We start from the raw sequence: 22,104 nt of genomic DNA on the forward strand, positions 1-22,104 counted from the left end.
ATGGGTAATAGGCAATAAATAATGAAAAAGTTAGTTCATCACTTATTACTCATTACCAATGTTATGATATCCATTGATCTTCTCCGAAATTCGGTTTTCTTTTTTCAAGGAATGCATTTCTTCCTTCTTTAGCTTCCTCAGTCATATAAGCTAAACGGGTTGCTTCTCCTGCAAATACCTGCTGTCCAACCATTCCGTCATCCGTAAGGTTCATTGCAAACTTTAACATTCTGATAGACATTGGGGATTTGCCTAAGATTTCCTGAGCCCATTCATAAGCTGTATCTTCTAATTCTGCATGAGGAACTACTTTGTTCACCATTCCCATTTCAAATGCTTCCTGAGCAGAATAATTTCTTCCTAAAAAGAATATTTCACGAGCTTTTTTCTGTCCTACCATTTTTGCCAGATAAGCAGAACCGTACCCACCATCAAAACTTGTCACATCAGCATCAGTTTGCTTAAAAATAGCATGCTCTTCACTCGCTAAAGTAAGATCACATACTACATGAAGTGAGTGTCCACCACCTACAGCCCATCCCGGAACTACTGCAATTACTACTTTCGGCATGAAACGGATCAAACGCTGAACTTCCAGAATATTTAAACGATGTCTTCCATCTTCTCCAACATACCCCTGGTCTCCTCTTGCTTTCTGATCTCCTCCACTGCAGAAAGCCCAACCGCCGTCTTTCGGACTTGGCCCTTCTCCTGAAAGCAAAACAACACCTATTGAAGGGTCTTCAGAAGCGTCATAAAAGGCATCATATAATTCTGAGGTTGTCTTTGGTCTGAATGCATTACGTACTTCCGGTCTGTTGAAAGCAATTCTTGCTACACCATTACATTTTTTATAGGTAATATCTTCGTATTCCTTAGCGGTTTTCCACTCGATCATTTTGGTAAAATTTTTCTCAAAGATACGGAATTGCAGAGAATTTCTAGGGATGAAATTTACCGATCCTCTTCAGAAAGAATAGAAATTTTGAATGATAAATTTTAGGCAATGAATCTTGATTTTTGCTAAAAACAAAAGCCGAAACACTGATGTTTCGGCTTTTTATTATTAAATTATTAATGATTACTTCGCTGCTGCGCTTAGCTCAGCTTCTTTAGCTTTCATTTCTTTAACTTTATCCATATTTTTAGTTACTACATAAATTTCCTTTAGTGTACTAACTGCATCAATATTCTTAGGATCTACTTTATACCAGCTTTCTGCAAATGGTAAAGCTTTTGCAAATCTTTCTCTTCTTGCATCAATTAATTTAGTAGCTTCATCCGGTTTGTCCTTTCTCAGCGCATTGATATCGGCTACAATTTTAGAGTCATCTCCAATGGTAGTATATACAAGGTTCTGATAAGCGTTTGCAAAATCAGGTTTAAGCTCAATAGCTTTTTTGAATGATTCTAAAGCATCATTAACTGTAGCCGGAGTTTTTGCCTGCATAACTCCAAGGTTATACCAGTTGGTTGCATCATTAGGATTCTTCGCTAACTGTTCTTTCAAACCAGCAACAAATTTTTCTGTATTTCCTGACTGAAGATAGGCATTGGTTTGCCCTTCTTTCAATTTAGCATTGTTTGGATATTTAACCAACCCTTTTTCAATGATTACAAGTGCCTCGTTTGGTTTTTTAGCATTAAGAAGCAATAAAGATAAAGTTTCATATAAATCTACTTCTACTCCTGCAGACTGCTCAGTTTTAAAATCTGAATATTCAGAATTCTTTTTCATAAGCTCCCAAGTAGCTTTATCCAAGTTTACTACATTTCCACTTTTCTTTTCTTTAGCAGTATAAGTAGTTTCTACTCCTGTAAATCCGGAATTTATAAGGTCTGTGTATATTTTAATAGCCGGATCACTTTCGTTAGCTAATGCATGACTAAGTCCTGAATAATACATATATATCTTATTATCCTGACCATTCGCTTTCAATAAGTCGTAAACTTCTACAAACTTAGGTGCTGCAGCTGTATAATTTTTTGCATTATATGCATCCATAGCAGCTTTGTTAGCAGCCTGAAGCTTAGCATTTACATCTCCTTTCTGCCCAAAAACAAAAGCAGATGCTACGATCGCCATCCCTAAAATTAGTTTCTTCATAATAACTATTTTATATTAATTGTACATTTATTCTTCAGAACCAGAATTCTCATCTTCCTCAGCCTGAGGGGTTGTATTATCATTTTCCAGGTTATCAAATAAGGACTCCATTCCTTCCTGAATTTCTCCTTCAGTTTCGTCAACTCCTTCAATACCATCTATCTCTTCAGAATCTTCTTCTACATCTTTATCCATTTCTACTTTTGCAATGGCTGCAATTTCGTCACTCTTCTTAAGATTGATTAGTTTTACCCCTTGTGTATTTCTACCCATCACTCTCATTTCATCCATTCCCATTCTGATAGCAACACCAGACTTATTGATAATCATCAATCCATCTTCGTCTGTTACGTTTTGAATAGCAATCAGATTTCCTGTTTTCTCGGTAATGTTTAGGGTGATAACTCCTTTCCCTCCTCTGTTTGTAATTCTATAGTCTTCTACCGCAGTCCTCTTACCATATCCTTTTTCAGATACTACAAGTACGGTTTCGTTCTCTACGTCATTCACAACAATCATACCAATAGCTTCATCATTGTCTTCCATCGCAATACCACGTACCCCAATAGAACCCCTACCTACTTCTCTTACTTTTTCTTCAGGGAAACGGATACACTTACCATTTTTAGTAGCAATCATAATCTGAGAAGTACCATTTGTTAGGTAAGCTCCTAATAATTGATCATTATCTCTAATTTCAATAGCATTTACTCCATTTACCCTTGGTCTTGAATACGCTTCCAATGATGTTTTCTTGATGGTACCGTTTTTAGTTACCATTACTACACTCATTTGGTTTACATATTCAGAGTCCTTCAGGTTGTTGGTTCTGATATATGCTTTGATTTTATCATCCGGTTCAATGTTGATAAGGTTCTGTACCGCTCTTCCTTTTGCCGTTTTAGAGCCTTCAGGAATTTCAAATACTCTTAACCAGTAACATCTACCTTTTTCGGTAAAGAATAACATATATTGGTGGTTCGTTGCAGATACAATATATTCAAGGAAGTCAGAATCCCTTGTTGTAGCTGCTTTGTTTCCTACACCTCCTCTACTCTGAATTTTATATTCTGAAAGTGAAGTTCTCTTAACATATCCTGCGTGAGAGATTGTAAGAACTACTGATTCATTTGGAATAATATCTTCAATAGACATTTCTCCTCCTGAATAATCAATTTCAGTTCTTCTTTCGTCACCATATTTTTCTTTGATTTCGATCAGCTCCTCCTTGATAATCTGGAATCTTCTTGGTTCACTCGCAAGAATATCTTCCAAATTAGCAATCTCTTTCATAATTGCATCATATTCATCACGGATCTTATCAAGCTCCATTCCGGTAAGACGAGCTAATCTAAGATCAAGAATTGCCTGAGCCTGAATTTCTGAAAGTTCAAATGCTTCGATCAGGCCTTCTTTTGCAGCCTGAGGGTTAGCACTGTGACGAATGATTGAAATTGCTCTGTCTAAAGCATCCTGACCTCCAATCACCTTCATGAACCCTTCAAGAATATGTGCTCTTTCTTTTGCTTTTTTAAGCTCAAACTGAGTTCTTCTTACAATTACCTCGTGTCTGTGCTCTACAAAGTGATGAATGATATCTTTAAGATTCAACTGCTCTGGTCTTCCGTGTACCAACGCAATGTTATTTACGCTGAAAGAAGTCTGAAGGGCTGTATATTTATATAAAAGGTTTAGAACTACGTTCGGAATTGCATCGTTTTTCAATTCATATACCACACGAAGTCCTTTTCTGTCCGATTCATCTCTGATCTCGTGGATACCAGGAATTTTCTCATCTTTAACAAGTTCTGCAGTTCTGGCGATCATTTCCGCCTTATTTACCTGGTAAGGAACTTCTGTTACGATAATCGCATTTCTGTTTCCGATTTCTTCGAAATTAACTTTTGCTCTCAGAACAACTCTACCTCTACCTGTATGGAATGCATCTCTTACTCCGTCGTATCCATAAATGATACCTCCTGTTGGGAAATCCGGAGCAACAATATGCTGCATCAGCTCATCGATCGTAATTTCTTTATTATCAATATATGCACAAATGGCATCTACAGATTCAGAAAGGTTGTGTGGCGCCATATTGGTTGCCATCCCTACAGCAATACCTGAAGCTCCGTTTACCAAAAGGTTAGGAACCTTTGTAGGCATTACAGTCGGTTCCTGTAAGCTGTCATCGAAGTTATTCTGGAAATCAACAGTTTCTTTATCAAGGTCAGAAAGAACCTCATCAGAGATTTTTTTCAGTCTTGCTTCAGTATAACGCATTGCTGCCGGCGGGTCACCATCCATGGAACCGAAGTTACCTTGTCCGTCAACCTGAGGATAACGTAAGCTCCATTCCTGAGCCATTCTCACCATCGCGTCATATACAGAGGAGTCTCCGTGCGGGTGATATTTACCCAAAACATCCCCAACAATTCTCGCAGATTTTAAATATTTTCTATTCGAAAAAACCCCTAGTCCATACATACCATAAAGTACTCTTCTATGAACGGGTTTCAAGCCGTCTCTTACATCCGGTAACGCTCTTGAAACGATAACGGACATCGAATAATCGATGTAAGACGACTTCATTTCATCAACAATGTTGATAGGAATCAGTCTTTCTCCTTCTTTTTGCATAAACAAATTTTATTATAATGATTGTCAGACCATTAGCTGTAAGTCTGAAAATTATTTATTTCCAATTTTTATTAACGGGCTAATTTACGAAAAAAATGCCGATTTTTGCGTTAGAATTTATCCACAAAATCTTAAAAATTCTTAAAATATGAGCGTATTAAGTATAACTTTCCACTGCACGAAAAATAATCTGGAAGAATGGGAAAATTATATTGATGAAACCCTGATTTTAATGACCGAAAATCTGATGGATGTCGACAAGTATATTCTATCTGAAGTTCATAGTGATTATATCGATGAAGGAAAAAATTACAATCTCCTTCTGGTCTTTGATAATGATGAACTTAGAACTGATTTTCTTGAAAGTGAATTGAAAAATATCGCAGAGCGAATTGAAAATAAGTTCGGACCGGAAGTAATGATTTTTGACACGCTTCTGAATCCAAAAAAATCGAGACTGTAATGATAAAGCAAAAGCACTGAAATCTTCAGTGCTTTTTTTATCTAATCTATTATCTATGAAATCCGTTATGATGGCCTCCGCCTCCATGGTGATAATATCCGCCATGATGGCCACCACCATAAACATATACTCTTTCTGTATATCTGGGACCGTAACCATAATATCTAGGTCCGTAATATCCATATCCATGCGTTCTGCCTCCATAATATCCATCTACTGCACAAGATGACAGCGTGAGTATTATTGCCATGACTCCAAGAGCCTTAAGCATTGTTTTCATTTTTTCAACTTTTTGTTCTGTATTAAAATAATCAATGTTGATGCCAAATCATTCAAAAAAATATCTTATTTTAAAATAAAAAAACACTCCTTTTGAAGGAATGTTTTTATCATAATTTCTTAATAGCCATTTCTTTTTTTCACCTGTCCAGGAGCATAATCTTTTGCGCTTCCGCCATATATTTTTTTAGCTTGTCCTGGTGGAATTTTCTTGGTCTGATACCCCTCATTATTATATGCCACACAGGAAGAAAGCATCAATACAACCATTAAAATGCCTGTAATCTTAAACATACTTTTCATTATTTCTACTTTTTCCAATTTAATGAATGATCTACAACAAGGTTCGAACCAAGTTATTTAGTATTCAATCTTTGGAGTGTAGAGCTTAAAGTTGAGATATCCTGTAAGCAACTTTCCCAACCTCATTATTCATCAGATAATTTCGCTTCGTTTTTCCATCATAACCAGGTCTTTCCATTCACCGTTCAGTTTTCCTATTTTTTTACGAACACCAACCATTCTGAATCCATTTTTCTGGTGAGATTTGATTGCCATTTCATTTTCGGAAAAGAGATTAGTCTGCAAGGTCCAGAATCCATGGTCTTCGCTATCCAGTATGATCTTTTTAAGCAATATCGAGCCCAATCCCTTTCCTTGATATTCATTATCGAAGTAAATGCTGACTTCTGCCACTCCTTTAAAAGCTTCTCTTTTGCTTACCGGTTTAAGGGCACACCATCCTATCACTTCATTATTTTCGTTTTCCAGCACCCAACGGCAATCATTGAAATATTCCATACTCCAGGCTTCAGCAGTGGGAACTTCTGTTTCCAAAGTAGCAATACCGCCCTCTACTCCCTGTCTGAAAATTTCCAACACTCTTGCTTCGTCATTGGGAAGCATTTCTCGTAATTCGTAATTCATAGGATTAATGATATTTTCTTTTGTATTTTCTTTTGATTCGTGCATAATGGGTTTGTTTGCTTTTCTCATCCTGAGAGACCACACTTATATTCCCATCTACCTCTAATACGGATAATTTAACATTTTTGATATCTTCGATACCGTGTTCTCTAATGGCTTCTTCCAGTTCATTTTCTGTAATTTTAACCCGACTTAAGGCGGTCTGATCTGCCACTCCATCTCTTATTAAAATAACGGGTTCATCCTGCATAAAAGCTTCAAAGGAGCGATTGGAGAACATCAGTCTTTTTAAAATAAAATTGGCGACAAATAAAACTAAAGCTGCAATCAAACCTCCTTGCAATGAAGTATCCGGACCAACCATTGCATTCTGTACGGCGTTAGATATTAAAAGTAACAAAACAACATCTCCCGCATTGAGCTGAGAAAGCTGATTCTTGCCAAACAAACGAATAGCGATTACCATAAAAAGGTAAACGCACAGGGAGCGAACCGCAACGTTGAGAATAGAATCCACAATTTTTTTATCTATTCAAATGTATTGATTTTTTGGTATTGATGAGAAAAGTATTTGTTGTATTGTAGAAGATTGTAGCACATGGCAGCAAAGGTTATATAGTATAAATACTATCCCTTATTGTTATTCCTCCTGCCAGTATTCAAGATCGGTAGGCTTTTGGATTGGAATTCGGCCTTCCCATTTAGGAACTACAAATCCTTTAGGGAGTGTGTATTTAGGTGACATTAATTTTTTCTGTTCATCATTAAATCTTCCTAAACGAAAGCCCATTACCCGATCATGTTTCTGTTTATTCACAAAATAAATTTCTCCTTCAACAAAATCCCCTCCTGTATCTTTAGGAATTGTCACAATCATTCGATCATAATGGCCTTTTTCAAATGTTCCCTGTAGATTTTGGGGTAAAACTACACTTCCCTCAAACCAGCGTGATTCATTATCATACGAATGCCATATCAAATCCATCTGTACAGGAAGTTTTAACTGATGCTGTGGATTAGGGTTTTTAGGATAGCTTGCAAAACGATTGCCCCATTGTAAAAAGTAAGGATCAGAATCTAAAAAGTAAACACTGCCATCTTTTGAGTAATAAGTAATTGAATATTTATAATTGTCCTCACTACTAAAACCTAGATCATATTTGTATAATTTATCTCCTTTTTCCCAAACTGAATAAGGAATACCGTGGAAATAAGCATATTTCAAAATATTTTTAGCCTCGTTTCCAGTTGATGACCAAAGGGTTACAGAGTTCGGGTCATCTTTGCCCGTTTCTCCTACACGCTCAGCTTTAATTTTTGTGATTTCCTCATTTCCCAATGATCCAGAGAGCCAAACTGTTATATTTCCTCCAGGCGCCATCCCTGTTACGATTTGAGTATAATTTTGCTTTTCTCCTTTAATTTCTTTGCCTTTTTGAAAGAGCTTCAACATTTTTTCTCTTGGAAGTTTTGCCCCAATTTTATATTCAATTAAATCAAGGCCACAGCGCCAACTAACAGAAATGCTATCAGGTACAGGTTTGAATATTTCTCCACCTGTATAACCACCACTTGTCACCCCCCAACCAGGATTTATTCCTACATTGGCAGATGTACCTGCTACTCCTTTTCCTTTATAAAAATATTCTACAAACGGGCCTCCTGATATATAATTCTTTGGTGCTGAAATTGCAGCATTCCATTCAAATTTATCCTTGGGTTGGCAACTTATTATTAATAGAAAACCTGATAAGAGTACTACTATATTTTTTATTCTGTTTATCATTATTATTAATTTAAGGGTGCCATTTTTCTCTTTCATAATAAATATTCCCTTCTTTATCGACTTTTGGCATTACCGGCTGATTGACAAAACCTACACTTTCCAGAAGATGATGATCTCCTGTTTTTACTCCTATTGCTGCCAATCCCCCAAAGTTAGCAGAAAGATGAATATAATGGTTACAGATATGCTGATATATTTCTGTTGGCATCGTATAAGTTCCCACACCTTCCTTCTTACTTTCTTCCAACATCAAATCCATATATTGTTTCAATACTCTATACTTGTCTGTATCCGGAATTTCATACTCAAACTTTTTCTTTACATCAGGGGATTTATTATAATCATCATAAAAAGGTACTTTATTATCTATCCCTTTCTGCAACATCATGTACATTGCTACCAAGCTGTATTTATTGGAAATATACCGGGAGTCTTCCAGAATATAATGGTCTGATTCTTTGGTCTGGAATATCTGATAATAAGGACTTGTAGATACTGTATTTTCTTTATCCGGGAAATCCGGTTCTGCTTTAATTTCCCGTGTTCCAACTCCTGCACCGGTCACTGTTGTTTCCTTAACGTGGTCATAGGTATTCCTAAATACAATCTCTTTTTCTGTAGAAATACGCTGGTTGATATAAAACTGTCTGATTTTTTCTTTTTCCTGAAGCGTTTTATGATCTCCTACTTTTACATCAAAATAATCCAGTACCGCGGTATATTTATCCAGATGGGCATATCCCCCGCCTATATCTGAATGCGCTCCCAGCATTGATAAAGTATAGCCTTCTTCCGTAGGGGTTAATGCAAAATTCTTACGCCACTCATTGTGTGCTGTAATATGAAATATTTTTTTGATCCCCAACCCTGAGACTTTGGTTTTGATCTTCTGCAGCGAGGCCTGTCCCAAAAAAGCAGCAATACTGTAAGGAACCGTTAAAGGACTGGTCGCCAATACCCCTGCTACTTTATACCCTAAATTTTCTTTCACTACCATATCTGAAACTACCGTATCAAATACCCCCAGAAAACGAATTTCTATGGTAAAAGTATCTCCCACAGGCTTATAGCCTGCTTTACTCAGTCTTTTTCCCAAAAGACCACCTGCATGCTCAGAAACATAAGTGACTCTTGGACGTCCCATCTTGGTATCCATCTCATCTCTCATGACCGTATCGTATTTTGCAGATTTCTTTACTTCATTACAAAAATGTCTTGCAGCAGCAGCACCCCGACTGAACCCAAAAACATCGAATACAATCTTATTGATTTTCTTATCTTTAGAAATATTGCTAAACTCATTGGCTATGACATTTTTAATTCCTTCTTCTACTCTGCCAATTACTCCCCAATCGCCCCTTCCTGCGCAGGAACCGGCAATATCATCTTCTTTATCCTGTTTTGTTCCTATTCCTTCTATATATTGTTTTAAAATAACATAGTTTCCATATTCTGGATGCGCATCTTCACTTCCTTTTGCATCTTCACTTGGATTTTTTTTCTCTTTATAAAGATCAAACAATTTTGCCACGTTCGAATAGGGATTCCAGTAGCTGTCACGGTCTGAGATTTTTATTTTTTTCTGTTTTCCGGTTTTAGGATCCTTAATCGTTTCGTAATATTCCTGGGGAACGGTATCATTTTTATAATAGGTTTCTCCGGAATTGATTTTACTGTAATAGGTTTTATCAGAATTATACCTGTTGTTGCCTGTTCCGTCAAAAAACATCCCGATAAAAATATTGATAGAGTCTTTGGGTTGATAACCTGCCGCTTTTTCCACCGCTGAACCATGATGGATATCTTTATCAGCATTCAGGTTATTCAAACCTGATGCATTAATATTGGTATTTCCTTCAGAGTACAGATTGTATCCCTTTTGGGTCACCTTGGTATACTTTCCGTTTACAATTCTTGTTCTGCTCATAAGAAAAGTATTAATGATTATGGCCTTTTTCTCCACTGTTCATAAAGATCGAGCTTTTCGTATGACTGGTAAAATTTTCTTCTGTACTGAAATTCATTTCTTTTCTTGAAATTTCATTACGTTCCTGTTTTACTTCGCTGTGTACGTCTCCTTCTATAAATTCTGTCAGTTTTCCGGTTATGAAAACCTGAGAATCTCCTATTACAGAAGAGGTTTTAATCATTCCTATACTCTCACTATGGTTCATGGTCACAGTATCTGTTTTATTCATCCCAACACTGGTAGACATATTTTGTCCGACATTGATATTGAGGTTTCCGCCCGCATTGAAGTTGATATCATTGGGAGCAGATACGGTAATATTTCCTTTTCCATCCATGAAATAATTGTTGCCGCTTGGATCCACAATATTCACACTGCCTTCAGCATCGTTCATCAGAATACGGATTCCGCTTCTGGTCTGAATCGATTTCAGGTGATTATTTATCCCTCCACCCAGAGCAACACCGCCATGAAACATTCCTCCCATTACGAAAGGACGATCGGGATGATTATGAACAAATCCCACCATTACCTGATCTCCTACTTCAGGAATGGCTACATACCCTCTGTTTTGGGTGATCTGATCTGTTCCACCCGCATCAGGACTCATTACTCTGATAAAATCTGTAGTTTCATTGAGCTGCCAAAGAAATTTCACTCTTACACGTCCTTGTCCCAAAGGATCTTCATTGGAAACGACCACTGCTGGCTGGGTTTCTGCAAAAGGAACTGTAAATTCAGGTTTGGGCATATATCCCGTATCAGAAGCAATGGCTTCAAAACTTCCTTTATAATGGCCTAGGGTATCAATCTCATGAATAACCTTGGTCATCATGAGTTTGGTGAAATACCCCATTTTGCTGGAATCAGGTTTTCTCAGATAAAGATCTGCTGTGCAGCCGGGATAAAGAAAAGGCATTGTGGTATCACCGGATACTACAAATACATCAACACCCTTACTTCCCCATGCTCCGGTTTGAGAATTCACTACATCCATATCAGTAGCTGCCCGGATAGGCGCCGATTGAAGAGAAGGGGTCTTGAAAATACTTTCATTATTTATATAAGCGGTTTGAGCAAGATTTCCCATATGTTTTAACGGAGTTTCTCCCGAAGTCAACATCGTATTTTTACTGCTGTTATATCCGTAATAATTAGGTTGAGCATGAATTGCCCTAAGTTCAGTATGAATATTTGAAGTATTACTTCCGCTTATCAGCTCAAGAGGAGCAGCCGGAACCGGCATATTTCCGAAATGCAGCACTTCTCCATCATAGAAAAACTGTTCGCCATAAGCCTCGGCAATTCTACACAAGTAATTGTAATGGGTTTCGTTATATTGTGTACTGTAGACAATTTGTGACGAGGCTTTGGCATTCACTCTGAAGTCATACCAAAACGGATCTATTCCCTGCTTGATTACCTCATCAGCTATAATTCCGGTATTCACAGGTTGTGCACCTCCAAAACTCTGGGTATGGGCTGCACCATCCAGAAGAATAGTAGGGCTGAAACCTTTTAAAACAATATTTCCCAAGCTGTGAGCTTCCTGACTGAAACCTACCTTGGTAATAATTCCTACAAAAACCCTCTTAGGGCTATTTTTCGTTTCGAAATCTTTGTAAGCAATTTTTATCGTAAGGCGTTTTCCCAAAAATGTATTGGCCTGTTCCAATTGATGCCCTTGTTTTTCGGATAAGGCATCATGAGCCAGTGTTAATTCAAACTCGTGATGTGTTATTGCACTTTGCTTTAATTTGAAATGTTTAAAACTTGAAATAATTTCGCCATTGATTATTGCGGAAAGTTTAACAATACGGTTAATTCCTGCTGTATTATTTTCTTTCACTGCCTGGGCATTATCAGGAGCACGGTATCCTCCAGTAAAGGATACACGTTCTGAAGTCGTGTTTTTTTTCATGCTGTGTTTTTTGTGTAATTAGGATCTAATTATCACAAATATAGGAAATAATTTAAATTTGAATATATTGTCATAGAAATTTAAGCTCTTGATCAGAAGTTACTCAACAACTGATGGCTTGGTATATCTTTTGGATGAAAAAACCAATACTCTATTATGATGCGACTCCTTTTCCTATATGCAAGTTTTCTTATATGCTTTACAGCTTGCAGCAAAACACAATCTCCATCAACTGAAAAAAAACTGATTACTGAAAAAGTAAATCAACTTTACAGCCAATATGGAAAATCTAATGATATGATTTACAATCAACCGATACCTGATGAATTATTTTCTCCGGAATTAAAAAAGGCATTAGAAAAAGCAATCAATACTTCAAAAACAGATATTGAAAAAGTGAAAAACAGTAGTCATCCGGATGAAAAACCGTTGATATTTGAAGGTGCAATCTTTTCCAGCCTTTATGAAGGATATACCCATTATACCATCAAAAATATTATTATTCATGATAAAACGGCAAAAGCACTTGTTCAGTTTGAATATGATATGACCTCTCCAAAGGTATTATGGACTGATACATTGCAACTGATTGACACTGAAAAAGGATGGAAAATTGATAATATTGTTTTTGATTCAATAGGAAGTTCCAAGGATCTTGAAACGAGTCTGAATGATTTTATCCAATATGCTCAACAATAAAAAAAGCCGCTTTAAAAAGCGGCTTGATTTTTTATGGGCACTGAACGATTGGAATTTCGCTGCAAAATACTTTATTTGCCCATTCGCAATAGGTACAATATTTTTTTGGCTCTCCTCCGTACACTGACTTCAAATCTACTTTAGTCAGCTTTTTTAAATTTTTCATATAGCTCTAATTTTATGGTTTTGTAAAATTAAAACGAATATTATTATCTATTATTACAATTTAATGCTTGTAAATTTCATTATTCACACTTTCTAACTAAATATAGATTCCTATACATATTATCTGTTATGGATTTCTACAGTAACAGGCATCACATAGGTATATGCCACCATATTGTCTGTCAATCTATTGCGATCTACTCTATAATCCAGTTCGCTCAAAACAGTTTCAATTTCTTTGCTTACCGTCTTACAATCACCATTAGAATGAACATTTACAATTTTTCCGTTTTTAGCAATATCAAATTTTACCACTGAATTGACCGTTCCTTGTTTATATTCAGGATTATCCAGATCAAAATTGGCGATTAATTTATTTCTTATATCACTAAAAGTTTCGCTTTTACTTAACTGAATTTCCTGGATTGTATTCTTATCTGTGGTTTGTGCTTTAGTTTGATTCATTACAGCAGCTAATCCGATAACGAAAAGTGAAGCCATCAATATTTGAATTTTATTTTTCATAACTAACTGGTTTTAAATATTATAATAAGTTTATCCTTATCTCTTAACCAAAGTTATTAAAAATAATTCATATTAAATTCACTTTCAGTTAACATTGAGTTAACATTAAATTATAAACAACTGATTTACAGTTGATTAAATTTAATAAATAATTAAAAAATTAATATTGGAATGTTATTTATATCCTGAAATATTTAAAATTTGAGACTTTTAATTCCTATTTTCACTGTAAATGAATGATATTGTTACCAAAAAACCGGCTACAATAAGCAGGTTAAAATAAAAAAACTAAATTCAGGTCAATAAAGCAGTTACTTTTCCTCTGCAATTGACTTCAGAGCGTGAGTAGTTAAAAATAAAAAAAGAATCTGCTTCCGCAAATTCTTTTGTATACTTAGGTTAATATATTCTTATTCCAATTCCCTCTTCAAAAACTTCCCGGTCAAACTCTTCTTAGACTTCACAATCTCTTCCGGAGTCCCTTGAGCTACAATCTGTCCACCGTATTTTCCTCCTTCCGGCCCTACGTCAATGATATGGTCTGCCAGTTTAATCACATCCATATTATGTTCAATAATGATGAATGAGTTTCCTAGTTCTACCAATTGATTGATTGCGTCCATCAGGATTTTTACATCCTCAAAATGCAATCCTGTGGTAGGTTCATCAAGGATATATAATGTATTTCCGGTTTGTCTTTTTGCCAGTTCGGTTGCAAGCTTAATACGCTGTGCTTCTCCTCCTGAAAGAGTTGTAGACTGCTGCCCTAATGTAATGTATCCCAAACCTACATCCTGAAGAGTTTTCACTTTAGCAAAGATTTTTGGAATCGGCTGGAAGAATTCTACTGCTTCATCAATTGTCATATCCAATACGTCGGAAATGGATTTTCCTTTGTAACGAACTTCAAGGGTTTCTCTGTTGAAACGCTTTCCGTTGCAGGTTTCACAGTGAACATATACATCCGGAAGGAAGTTCATTTCAATTACTTTTAATCCTCCCCCCTGGCAGGTTTCACATCTCCCCCCTTTTACATTGAAAGAGAATCTACCTGGTTTATACCCACGGATTTTACTTTCAGGCAATTCTGCAAAAAGGTTTCTGATGTCTGTAAACATTCCCGTATAAGTTGCCGGATTTGAACGTGGAGTTCTTCCGATCGGTGTCTGGTCTACGTCTACAATTTTATCAATATTATCAAGTCCTTCGATCTTCTTGTATGGCAAAGGTTCTTGAACAGCTCTATAAAAATGCTTATTAAGGATTGGGTACAACGTTCCATTAATTAAAGAAGATTTTCCACTTCCTGAAATTCCGGTGACTACAACCAGTTTTCCAAGTGGAACATCCAGCGTAACATTTTTAAGGTTATTTCCTGTTGCTCCTTTCAGAACAATATTTTTTCCGCTTCCTGCTCTTCTTTCTGCTGGAATTTCGATCTTTCTTTTTCCGTTGATATACTGAGCAGTGATAGTATCTGCTTTTAGAAGATCTTTTGGTTTTCCCTGCCAAAGTATTTCTCCACCGAACTTTCCGGCTCTTGGACCAATATCCAATACCTCATCGGCCTCCAAGATCATGTCTTTATCATGTTCTACTACTAAAACAGAATTTCCAATATCTCTAAGGTTCTTTAAAGAATGAATCAATCTTTCGTTATCTCTTTGGTGAAGACCAATACTTGGTTCATCAAGAATATACAAAACATTCACCAGTTGAGATCCAATTTGTGTTGCCAGACGAATCCTTTGTGATTCTCCCCCCGAAAGGGTTTTTGAACTTCTGCTTAAACTTAGATAGTCTAAACCAACATCCAACAAAAACTGAAGTCTGGTTTCAATCTCTTTTAATATTTCGTGGGCGATGATTTTATTTTTCTCAGAGAATTTATCTTTAACATCGGCCAGCCATTCTTTTAAATCTGCCAAGCTTAATCCATTGACCTCAGCAATATTTTTTCCATCAATTTTAAAGCTTAAGCTGGAAGGTTGAAGACGGGTTCCACCACATTCCGGACATGTTTCTTCTGTAGTGAAGTGTCTTTCCAGTAAAATAGCTTCGTAGGATTCTCTTTCATCAATAATTTCCTCCATAAAGGCGATCAAACCATCAAAGCTGATCTTGATCTTCTTGGTAATTCCCGCATATTTAAGATCTTTATTGAATTCCTTATGACATCCGTTATAGATATAATCCAAAGCTTCTGCCGGAATATCCTGTAATGGAGTTGTCATTCCTAGTCCGAAGATTTCAAGAATATTCTTGATCTGTGCCAGAATCCATTTATTAGACTTAATATCTTCCAATGGCAGCAAACCTCCCTGGTTAATGGATAATTTAGGATTATCAATAAAATAATCTGTGTTGATTTTTTTGATTGTTCCCAACCCTTTACAATTTGGGCAGCTACCTTTTGGAGAGTTGAATGAGAAAGTATTAGGTTCCGGTAATGCTAAGGAATGACCTGTTTCAGCATCCATCAGGTTTTTAGAGAAATACTCAATATCTGTACCTCCCAGTTTCTGAATTCCGATGATTCCTTCTCCCATTTCCATCGCAGTACGCAGGGATTTTTCCATTCTTCCTTCTGAAGCGTTTTCCCCTATGATCCAACGATCGATCACAATATCAATATCGTGGGTTTTATAACGATCCAGCTTTAAATCATATTCAATATCCTGTAGCTCACCATCAATTCTTGCCTGTCCATACCCTTTTTTGGCCATTTGAACGAAAAGTTCATGATAATGTCCTTTTCTGGAGCGTACAACAGGAGCCAACAACATGATTTTTTCTCCTTTATAGTTTTCCTTAATGGTATCAAGGATTTGATCTTCGGTATAACTTACCAGCTTCTGTCCTGTAGACAATGAATAAGCATCTGAAACTCTTGCATACAAAAGACGAAGAAAATCATACAGTTCTGTAACAGTACCTACGGTAGAACGAGGGTTTTTATTGGTTGTTTTCTGCTCAATGGCAATAACGGGTGAAAGTCCTTCAATTTTATCTACATCCGGACGTTCCAATCCACCCAAAAACTGACGGGCATAAGCAGAGAATGTCTCTATATAACGACGCTGGCCTTCTGCAAAAATAGTATCAAAAGCCAATGAAGATTTTCCACTTCCGGAAAGCCCGGTAATCACTACCAGTTCATTGCGCGGAATTTTAACATTAATATTCTTTAGATTGTGTTCACGTGCTCCGTAAACTTCTATATATTCTGTTGATTTGCTCATAATTTGGAATGACTTTGCCTGAAAATCACAACGTGCAAAATTACGGAATTTTATGGAATTTTTTTTAATCTGAAAGGGTTAAAATTTTTATAATAAGACTTTATTTTAAACTGGATCCTGTACCAATGCTTATATAGATGTGGGCTAAAGTCAATAGATGTGTTATTATTGAAAAAATGGACTTTAGCACGTTTCTTTAGAATTTATTTGACCACAGATACACTGATTTTCAAAGACATTTGTGGAGATTACAATTAATAAACACCTGGTTTTAATACATTAAATTTGTACTATAAATATAAAAAATGCCGCATATCCTACGGCATTTCATATTTTAAAATTGGTTGTTAATTTTATAACGAATCAAAAAAGGTTATTTCACAAAGCTATTGTACGCTCCCAATACACTTTCATAGGAAGAATCGACTTGCTGGATATCATTATCCTGAATTTTCCCTTTCTCTTTAGCGTCTCTGATTAGCTTTCTGTACAAATCTAAAAAGTTAGAAGCATTTTTATTGAAACTTTCAAACTGAGATTTTTTATAAGAATATTGCTGATCCTTCACATCAAAGTTTAGCTTAGTATTAGCTTCTAGTGCTTTGGCATATTCATCGTATTTTTTCTGAGCTTCCGCTTCATTGAATTGCCCGGAATATTGTCTACCTAAAAGATCAATTACCGAATCTAAAGAATTCATTACGTTTTTAGAAGAGATAATATACTCTTTCATTGGATGATCCTTCAAAATAATTTCTTCTGCTGCATCTGTAGCGGGTTTGATCTTCATCATAATATTCTCCCCAGCTGCATAAAAAGCATTTGCATCACCTTCAATTTCTTTTCTGATGGCCTCTGCTTTTGCTCCTTTATCATCTTTATAGTCTTCAGAAGTCATATAAGACTTAAGCTCTTCAACCTTTTTATCTATATTTTCTTTTTTATCCTTATAAATATTGAATTCTTTTTCAATAGCTGCCTTCTCTTTATCAAAACCTGATGGAACCTCCTTAATTTTTGAAAAAGAGTAATCCATTGAGCTCAAAACAATGGGCATAATCAACACATTTTCTCCCTTTGATTTAGCAACTGCCTCATCTGCATATTTTAAGATCCTTTCAATATGTTTGGATGTATTTTTATAAGAATCTATAAAATTGTTATTAAAATCAATAATAGCATTTGCGTCTGCTTCACCTCCCATATTTAAAACTGCATTACCAAGTTTTCCGGCACCTTTTTTACAACTTACCACTGTAGCAGTTAAAGACAGGGCCATTGCAAGTACAATAATCTTCTTCATATTTTTTGTTTTTAATATTTTAAAACTACATATCCTGGAATTCAACATCCTCATTGGTTACTTTCACCAAATATTCAATTCCATCTATTGCTTTGGCAATGATTTGGTTTCTGGTGATGTTTGCCATATTTTCCCAATATGCTCTTCCGTAGAAAGAATAGTTCTGCGGAACAATTTCAACCTCAACGGTTCTTACGAAACCTTCTTTAGGTTTGTTACTAATCATTGTTCCTCTTCTTACCCTTACTTCCCTTAATTCATCCTTCAGAATCATTCGGCAATAATTTTTGACATCCTCAAGGGAAATAATCTTATCTCTTGTCGTTAATGCATATTTATATGCTTGAATACTATCCGTTCCTTTTTGCTCTTCAGCACCACCTAAAGTTTCTGTAAGCAGAACTACTGTTTGCGATTTCAATTGATTGGATAGTTCTGTGCCTGGACGCATGTGATTGGCTAATGTACAATGGGTAATCCAGAAAGACGCATAGGTATGATCTGTTTTTTCTACAGGTTCCATGATTACGTAGTTAAGCTCTTGCCTGACATTTCTCTTGGCATTATTTACTTTCTGTACCATAGACTTCATCTTATCAGACATTTCGCTGAGAACACCTTTTACATTATCTCTGTTTAGAAGGGAAAATGCAGCGATCTCATCTCTTGTCAGTTCCAGAACATTGGCAATCATATCCACAGCATTTCTGCTTGTGAAGCGTTCCATTCCTCCTTTTCTCACCGTATACAATCCTTTTTTAAGATTATCCGCAGGGGTAAACGGTATTTCGGTATATTTTCTTCCGTCTCCATCCTGTACTTCATCTACATATAGAAAATGCTCTCCTTCATCTGTTACTAAAGGAATATTGTTTCCCATAATATCAAGGCTGTATTCCGTTTTTTTCCAACCTCTGTTATAAATTGGAAATGCATTCAGAACAAATGAGAAGTTATCAAGGATTTCTGCGGAAAACTGTGGTGGGAATTCAAATGTTAGCCATAAATAACGCTTATTATCCAGATATTTTACAATCTCTTCTTTTCCGGCAAGGAAGTCAAGATTTTGTGGAAGTTGTCCCGGCTCTGAGAACAAGCTACTGGAAAGTCCTGTAATCTCTATAAATTTATGACGGTAGATACTTTTAATATCTTCAATAACCTTGCTTCGGATAGACTGTTCTTTAAACATCTGCTCATAGCCATCCGGAGTACTTTCTGTAAGATAGCTTAAACCTTCTCTTACAAACAAAGGGTTTCCATTACTTGAAACCGTAATATATGGTAATAATTTATATACAAAATCCAAATGTTCGAAAGCAGGATTAGAGCAGAATATACTCATATATTTAGGAAAATATTCGCTCACATATTTGCTTACATCAACCCCCACTGTAACCTTTCTATAATCTTCAGGTCTTCCGTTAAATCTTGCAATAGGAATTTTATTGAATCTGTCATCAATACTGTAACAAGTATTTCCTACAAACATTATGGAAGTGTGAACTTTATTAATTCTTACGTTTCCCACCGGGGTAAAAGGAATATTCAGCTGTTTATCTGATTCCGATTTTACTGTAGAAGTCATTTGCTTTCGGAAGAAAAACTCCGTGTGTTCCAATAAAACTTCAGTAGAATCATAAGGCTGTGTGAAAGCAACCGCATGGGCCGGAATGGGATGGGTATAAATGGATGGAGTTAACAGCTTAGCCAGTTTTTCAAGAATCCGGGCATTTACTGTCTGTATTTCATTATTCGCTTTAAAAACTTCTGTACTGAATGCATCAATCAATAGTTTTACAAATGGATCTAAAGACTGCGGACTTTTCAATCCCCATACTTTGGTTGCATTCTGCAGCATTCTTGCTTTTACAGATTCTTTGGAATAAATATTTTGATCTAGGTTCATAATTTTTTTTTCGCTGTTAAAAATATTAATCAATAGACATCGGGCTCAGGAACAATTCTGTTGAAAAACTGAAACGTTCTCCTGTTTCCTCCATCTTCGCATTGATGGCAATTCTTACTTTCTTTTTAATTTCGGTGTGTTCTTTGGTATCGTAACTGTGTTCTACAAATTGGATATTGGCATCAATCTGTGGCTGTACAATTCTTGGTTCATACTCAAGAATTTGTCTTCTAAGGCTTTTGACAAAAACATTTTCCCAGATGGCACTTGTTACTCCATTATCGAATTCCAGGTTCCAAACATCGTTTCCATAGTTTTCATCATATCTGTTCTCTCCTTTTTTGGTGGTGATCAGCAACATAATATTGTGGGCAATACTTTCTCCCATATCGCAGGTATCGATACTTCCCCCTTCTGTCATTAGAGTGGACGGTACAAAGGGCATTCTGTAATTTGGTGTATCCATAGCTTCTTGTTTTTTACTTCATGGTCCCGTTTACTTAAAAACGAAATACCAAAATACACATTTTCACTAAATAATTGTTATAATAAATTAAAATATTATTCAAAAGTGAGGGCCTTCAAACTGAATTGAAAGCCCTGAAACCATTATCTATATTATATTAATCTATTGATCTATCTTTTTACGGTTGATGAAATAGTACACCGGAAGTCCTAATATTACCAGTAAGAATCCTGGCCATGTATATTGCTGCTTATATATTAATAATAGGATACAGAAAACAGTTCCTATAATAAGGTATATGATTGGAGTAACCGGATACAGCCATGTTTTATAAGGTCTTTCCAAAGCTGGCTGTTTAATTCTTAAATAAATGACTCCGAAAACCGTAATCATATAGAACAGAACAATTACAAACGAAATCATATCCAACAGGTTTCCGTACTGTCCGCTCAGGCATAGTAAAGAAGCCCAGATTCCCTGCATCCATAATGCATTTTCAGGTACATCATTTTTATTGTTTTTTTCTGCAGATTTAAAGAACATACCATCTTTTGCCATGGTTTGAAATACCCTTGCTCCGGCTAAGATCAGACCATTATCACATCCGAAAGTGGAAATCATCACCAATACCGCAATGATTATAGTTCCTGCACTTCCAAAAATATTCTGTGATGCTGCTACAGCCACTCTATCATTGGTTGCAAAGGCAATACTGTCTCTGTCCAAAGCATTTAAATACACAAAATTAACGGCTATATATAAAAGCATCACGGCAGAAGTTCCGTAAATCATTGATTTTACAACATTTTTCTTTGGGTTTTCAATTTCTCCGGAAACAAATGTTACGCTTTCCCAAGCTACAGAACTGAAAACTGAACCTACCATTGCTGCAGCAATCCCCCCCATTAATGTCATTCCGCCAATAGGCTCCCAGCCTTCTTTCAGGAAATTACCGCTCAGATCTTTTTTCAGATTATTAAAGGAGTCCATTCCCAGATTGAAGTTTTCAGATAAATGAGAAAAATCAACCAGGATAAATCCTGTAGCAATCAGTCCTAATAAAGCTAAAATTTTAGATCCTGTAAATATATTCTGCAAAAATTTTCCACTTTCAACCCCTCTTGTATTGATGTAAGTAAGCAAAAGGATAACTGCAATGGCTAAAATTTGTATCCATGTAATCTTGAATTCTCCACTTTGGAAGATAGGGGCAGCATCATTAAGTGAGGGAATCAGGTACGCTGTAAACTTCCCGAAAGCCATTGCCACGGCAGCAATTGTTCCGGTTTGTATCACAGTGAACAGTCCCCAACCATAAAGAAACCCCATTCTTTTACCGAAGATCTCTTTCAGATAAGTATATTGTCCACCAGCCTTTGGATACAGAGCGGAAAGTTCTCCATAGCTTATCGCTGCGGCAACAGTCATTACTCCTGTTATAATCCAGACAACAATTAACCAATAACCGGAGCCTAGATTACGCATCATGTCAGCGCTTACAATAAAGATCCCGCTTCCGATCATAGATCCCATTACAAGCATGATGGCATCCCATAGTTTCAGTTTTTTATGCATAGTCAAGTATAGGCCTCAAATATAAACAAATCTGCCTTTCATTTTGAATTTTATTAAAAATTTGCATGAGCACCTATTTATTATTAATTTTTATGGATTTATGATTCAATATTAATTAGTATTTTTGAAAA

General features: G+C 36.1%; 19 protein-coding genes. 2 read left to right on the plus strand and 17 right to left on the minus strand.

The window, feature by feature from the left end; translation table 11 throughout:
- Positions 1–61: 61 nt before the first annotated feature.
- From EL260_RS14540 to gyrA, 3 genes are all read right to left on the minus strand, one after another.
- On the minus strand, positions 62–898 hold the full coding sequence (locus tag EL260_RS14540) for a 1,4-dihydroxy-2-naphthoyl-CoA synthase (RefSeq protein WP_115925838.1): 837 nt from the start codon (positions 896–898) through the stop codon (positions 62–64).
- A gap of 183 nt (positions 899–1,081) precedes the next feature.
- On the minus strand, positions 1,082–2,107 hold the full coding sequence (locus EL260_RS14545; protein WP_123856036.1) for a tetratricopeptide repeat protein: 1,026 nt from the start codon (positions 2,105–2,107) through the stop codon (positions 1,082–1,084).
- A gap of 27 nt (positions 2,108–2,134) precedes the next feature.
- A complete protein-coding gene (gyrA, locus tag EL260_RS14550) occupies positions 2,135–4,744 on the minus strand; it encodes a DNA gyrase subunit A (RefSeq protein WP_123856037.1) in 2,610 nt (869 codons plus the stop codon).
- A 148-nt stretch (positions 4,745–4,892) separates the two neighbouring features.
- Between gyrA and EL260_RS14555 the strand changes: the two genes are divergently transcribed.
- Positions 4,893–5,207, plus strand: coding sequence for a DUF4286 family protein (locus EL260_RS14555; RefSeq protein ID WP_123856038.1), 315 nt, complete (start codon positions 4,893–4,895; stop codon positions 5,205–5,207).
- Between the two features lie 49 nt (positions 5,208–5,256).
- Here the strand turns inward: EL260_RS14555 and EL260_RS14560 are convergent, their stop codons facing one another.
- From EL260_RS14560 to EL260_RS14590, 7 genes are all read right to left on the minus strand, one after another.
- Positions 5,257–5,487 (minus strand): hypothetical protein, encoded by a 231-nt coding sequence (locus EL260_RS14560; RefSeq protein WP_228412794.1) that lies wholly within the window; start codon positions 5,485–5,487, stop codon positions 5,257–5,259.
- Positions 5,488–5,606: 119 nt separating this feature from the next.
- Positions 5,607–5,756, minus strand: coding sequence for a quinol oxidase subunit 4 (locus EL260_RS14565; protein WP_394343547.1), 150 nt, complete (start codon positions 5,754–5,756; stop codon positions 5,607–5,609).
- A gap of 165 nt (positions 5,757–5,921) precedes the next feature.
- Positions 5,922–6,458 carry a GNAT family N-acetyltransferase gene (locus tag EL260_RS14570; RefSeq protein ID WP_228412793.1) on the minus strand — a complete coding sequence of 179 codons (537 nt, stop codon included), beginning with the start codon at positions 6,456–6,458 and terminating at the stop codon, positions 5,922–5,924.
- Positions 6,418–6,930, minus strand: coding sequence for a DUF421 domain-containing protein (locus EL260_RS14575; RefSeq protein ID WP_123856040.1), 513 nt, complete (start codon positions 6,928–6,930; stop codon positions 6,418–6,420). The genes EL260_RS14570 and EL260_RS14575 overlap by 41 nt, the downstream gene beginning before the upstream one ends.
- A 123-nt stretch (positions 6,931–7,053) precedes the next feature.
- A complete protein-coding gene (locus EL260_RS14580) occupies positions 7,054–8,199 on the minus strand; it encodes a DUF2931 family protein (protein ID WP_164466522.1) in 1,146 nt (381 codons plus the stop codon).
- A gap of 10 nt (positions 8,200–8,209) precedes the next feature.
- Positions 8,210–10,126, minus strand: coding sequence for a phospholipase effector Tle1 domain-containing protein (locus EL260_RS14585; protein WP_123856042.1), 1,917 nt, complete (start codon positions 10,124–10,126; stop codon positions 8,210–8,212).
- Between the two features lie 10 nt (positions 10,127–10,136).
- Positions 10,137–12,089 carry a type VI secretion system Vgr family protein gene (locus tag EL260_RS14590; protein ID WP_123856043.1) on the minus strand — a complete coding sequence of 651 codons (1,953 nt, stop codon included), beginning with the start codon at positions 12,087–12,089 and terminating at the stop codon, positions 10,137–10,139.
- 156 nt (positions 12,090–12,245) lie between these two features.
- On the opposite strand from EL260_RS14590, the gene EL260_RS14595 reads away from it, so the two are divergent.
- Positions 12,246–12,788: a DUF3828 domain-containing protein gene (locus EL260_RS14595; RefSeq protein ID WP_123856044.1), complete on the plus strand. Its 543-nt coding sequence runs from the start codon at positions 12,246–12,248 to the stop codon at positions 12,786–12,788.
- A gap of 31 nt (positions 12,789–12,819) precedes the next feature.
- On the opposite strand, the gene EL260_RS26280 is transcribed toward EL260_RS14595, so the two are convergent.
- The 7 genes from EL260_RS26280 to EL260_RS14630 all read right to left on the minus strand — a co-directional run bounded on the left by EL260_RS26280 (position 12,820) and on the right by EL260_RS14630 (position 21,973).
- On the minus strand, positions 12,820–12,954 hold the full coding sequence (locus EL260_RS26280; protein ID WP_123856045.1) for a bacteriocin-like protein: 135 nt from the start codon (positions 12,952–12,954) through the stop codon (positions 12,820–12,822).
- Between the two features lie 119 nt (positions 12,955–13,073).
- Complete coding sequence (locus EL260_RS14605) at positions 13,074–13,478, minus strand: hypothetical protein (RefSeq protein WP_123856046.1); 405 nt, start codon at positions 13,476–13,478, stop codon at positions 13,074–13,076.
- Positions 13,479–13,888: 410 nt separating this feature from the next.
- On the minus strand, positions 13,889–16,720 hold the full coding sequence (gene uvrA, locus EL260_RS14610; RefSeq protein ID WP_123856047.1) for an excinuclease ABC subunit UvrA: 2,832 nt from the start codon (positions 16,718–16,720) through the stop codon (positions 13,889–13,891).
- A gap of 373 nt (positions 16,721–17,093) precedes the next feature.
- Positions 17,094–18,023, minus strand: a complete 930-nt coding sequence (locus EL260_RS14615; RefSeq protein WP_164466523.1) for a DUF3829 domain-containing protein — start codon at positions 18,021–18,023, stop codon at positions 17,094–17,096.
- A 25-nt stretch (positions 18,024–18,048) separates the two neighbouring features.
- On the minus strand, positions 18,049–19,932 hold the full coding sequence (locus EL260_RS14620) for a type VI secretion system baseplate subunit TssF (RefSeq protein ID WP_123856049.1): 1,884 nt from the start codon (positions 19,930–19,932) through the stop codon (positions 18,049–18,051).
- A 25-nt stretch (positions 19,933–19,957) separates the two neighbouring features.
- Positions 19,958–20,398 (minus strand): GPW/gp25 family protein, encoded by a 441-nt coding sequence (locus tag EL260_RS14625; protein WP_089736402.1) that lies wholly within the window; start codon positions 20,396–20,398, stop codon positions 19,958–19,960.
- 162 nt (positions 20,399–20,560) lie between these two features.
- Positions 20,561–21,973 carry an APC family permease gene (locus tag EL260_RS14630; RefSeq protein WP_123856050.1) on the minus strand — a complete coding sequence of 471 codons (1,413 nt, stop codon included), beginning with the start codon at positions 21,971–21,973 and terminating at the stop codon, positions 20,561–20,563.
- Positions 21,974–22,104 lie beyond the last annotated feature (131 nt).

It is taken from the genome of Chryseobacterium nakagawai (assembly GCF_900637665.1).
Taxonomy (GTDB): Bacteria; Bacteroidota; Bacteroidia; order Flavobacteriales; family Weeksellaceae; genus Chryseobacterium; species Chryseobacterium nakagawai.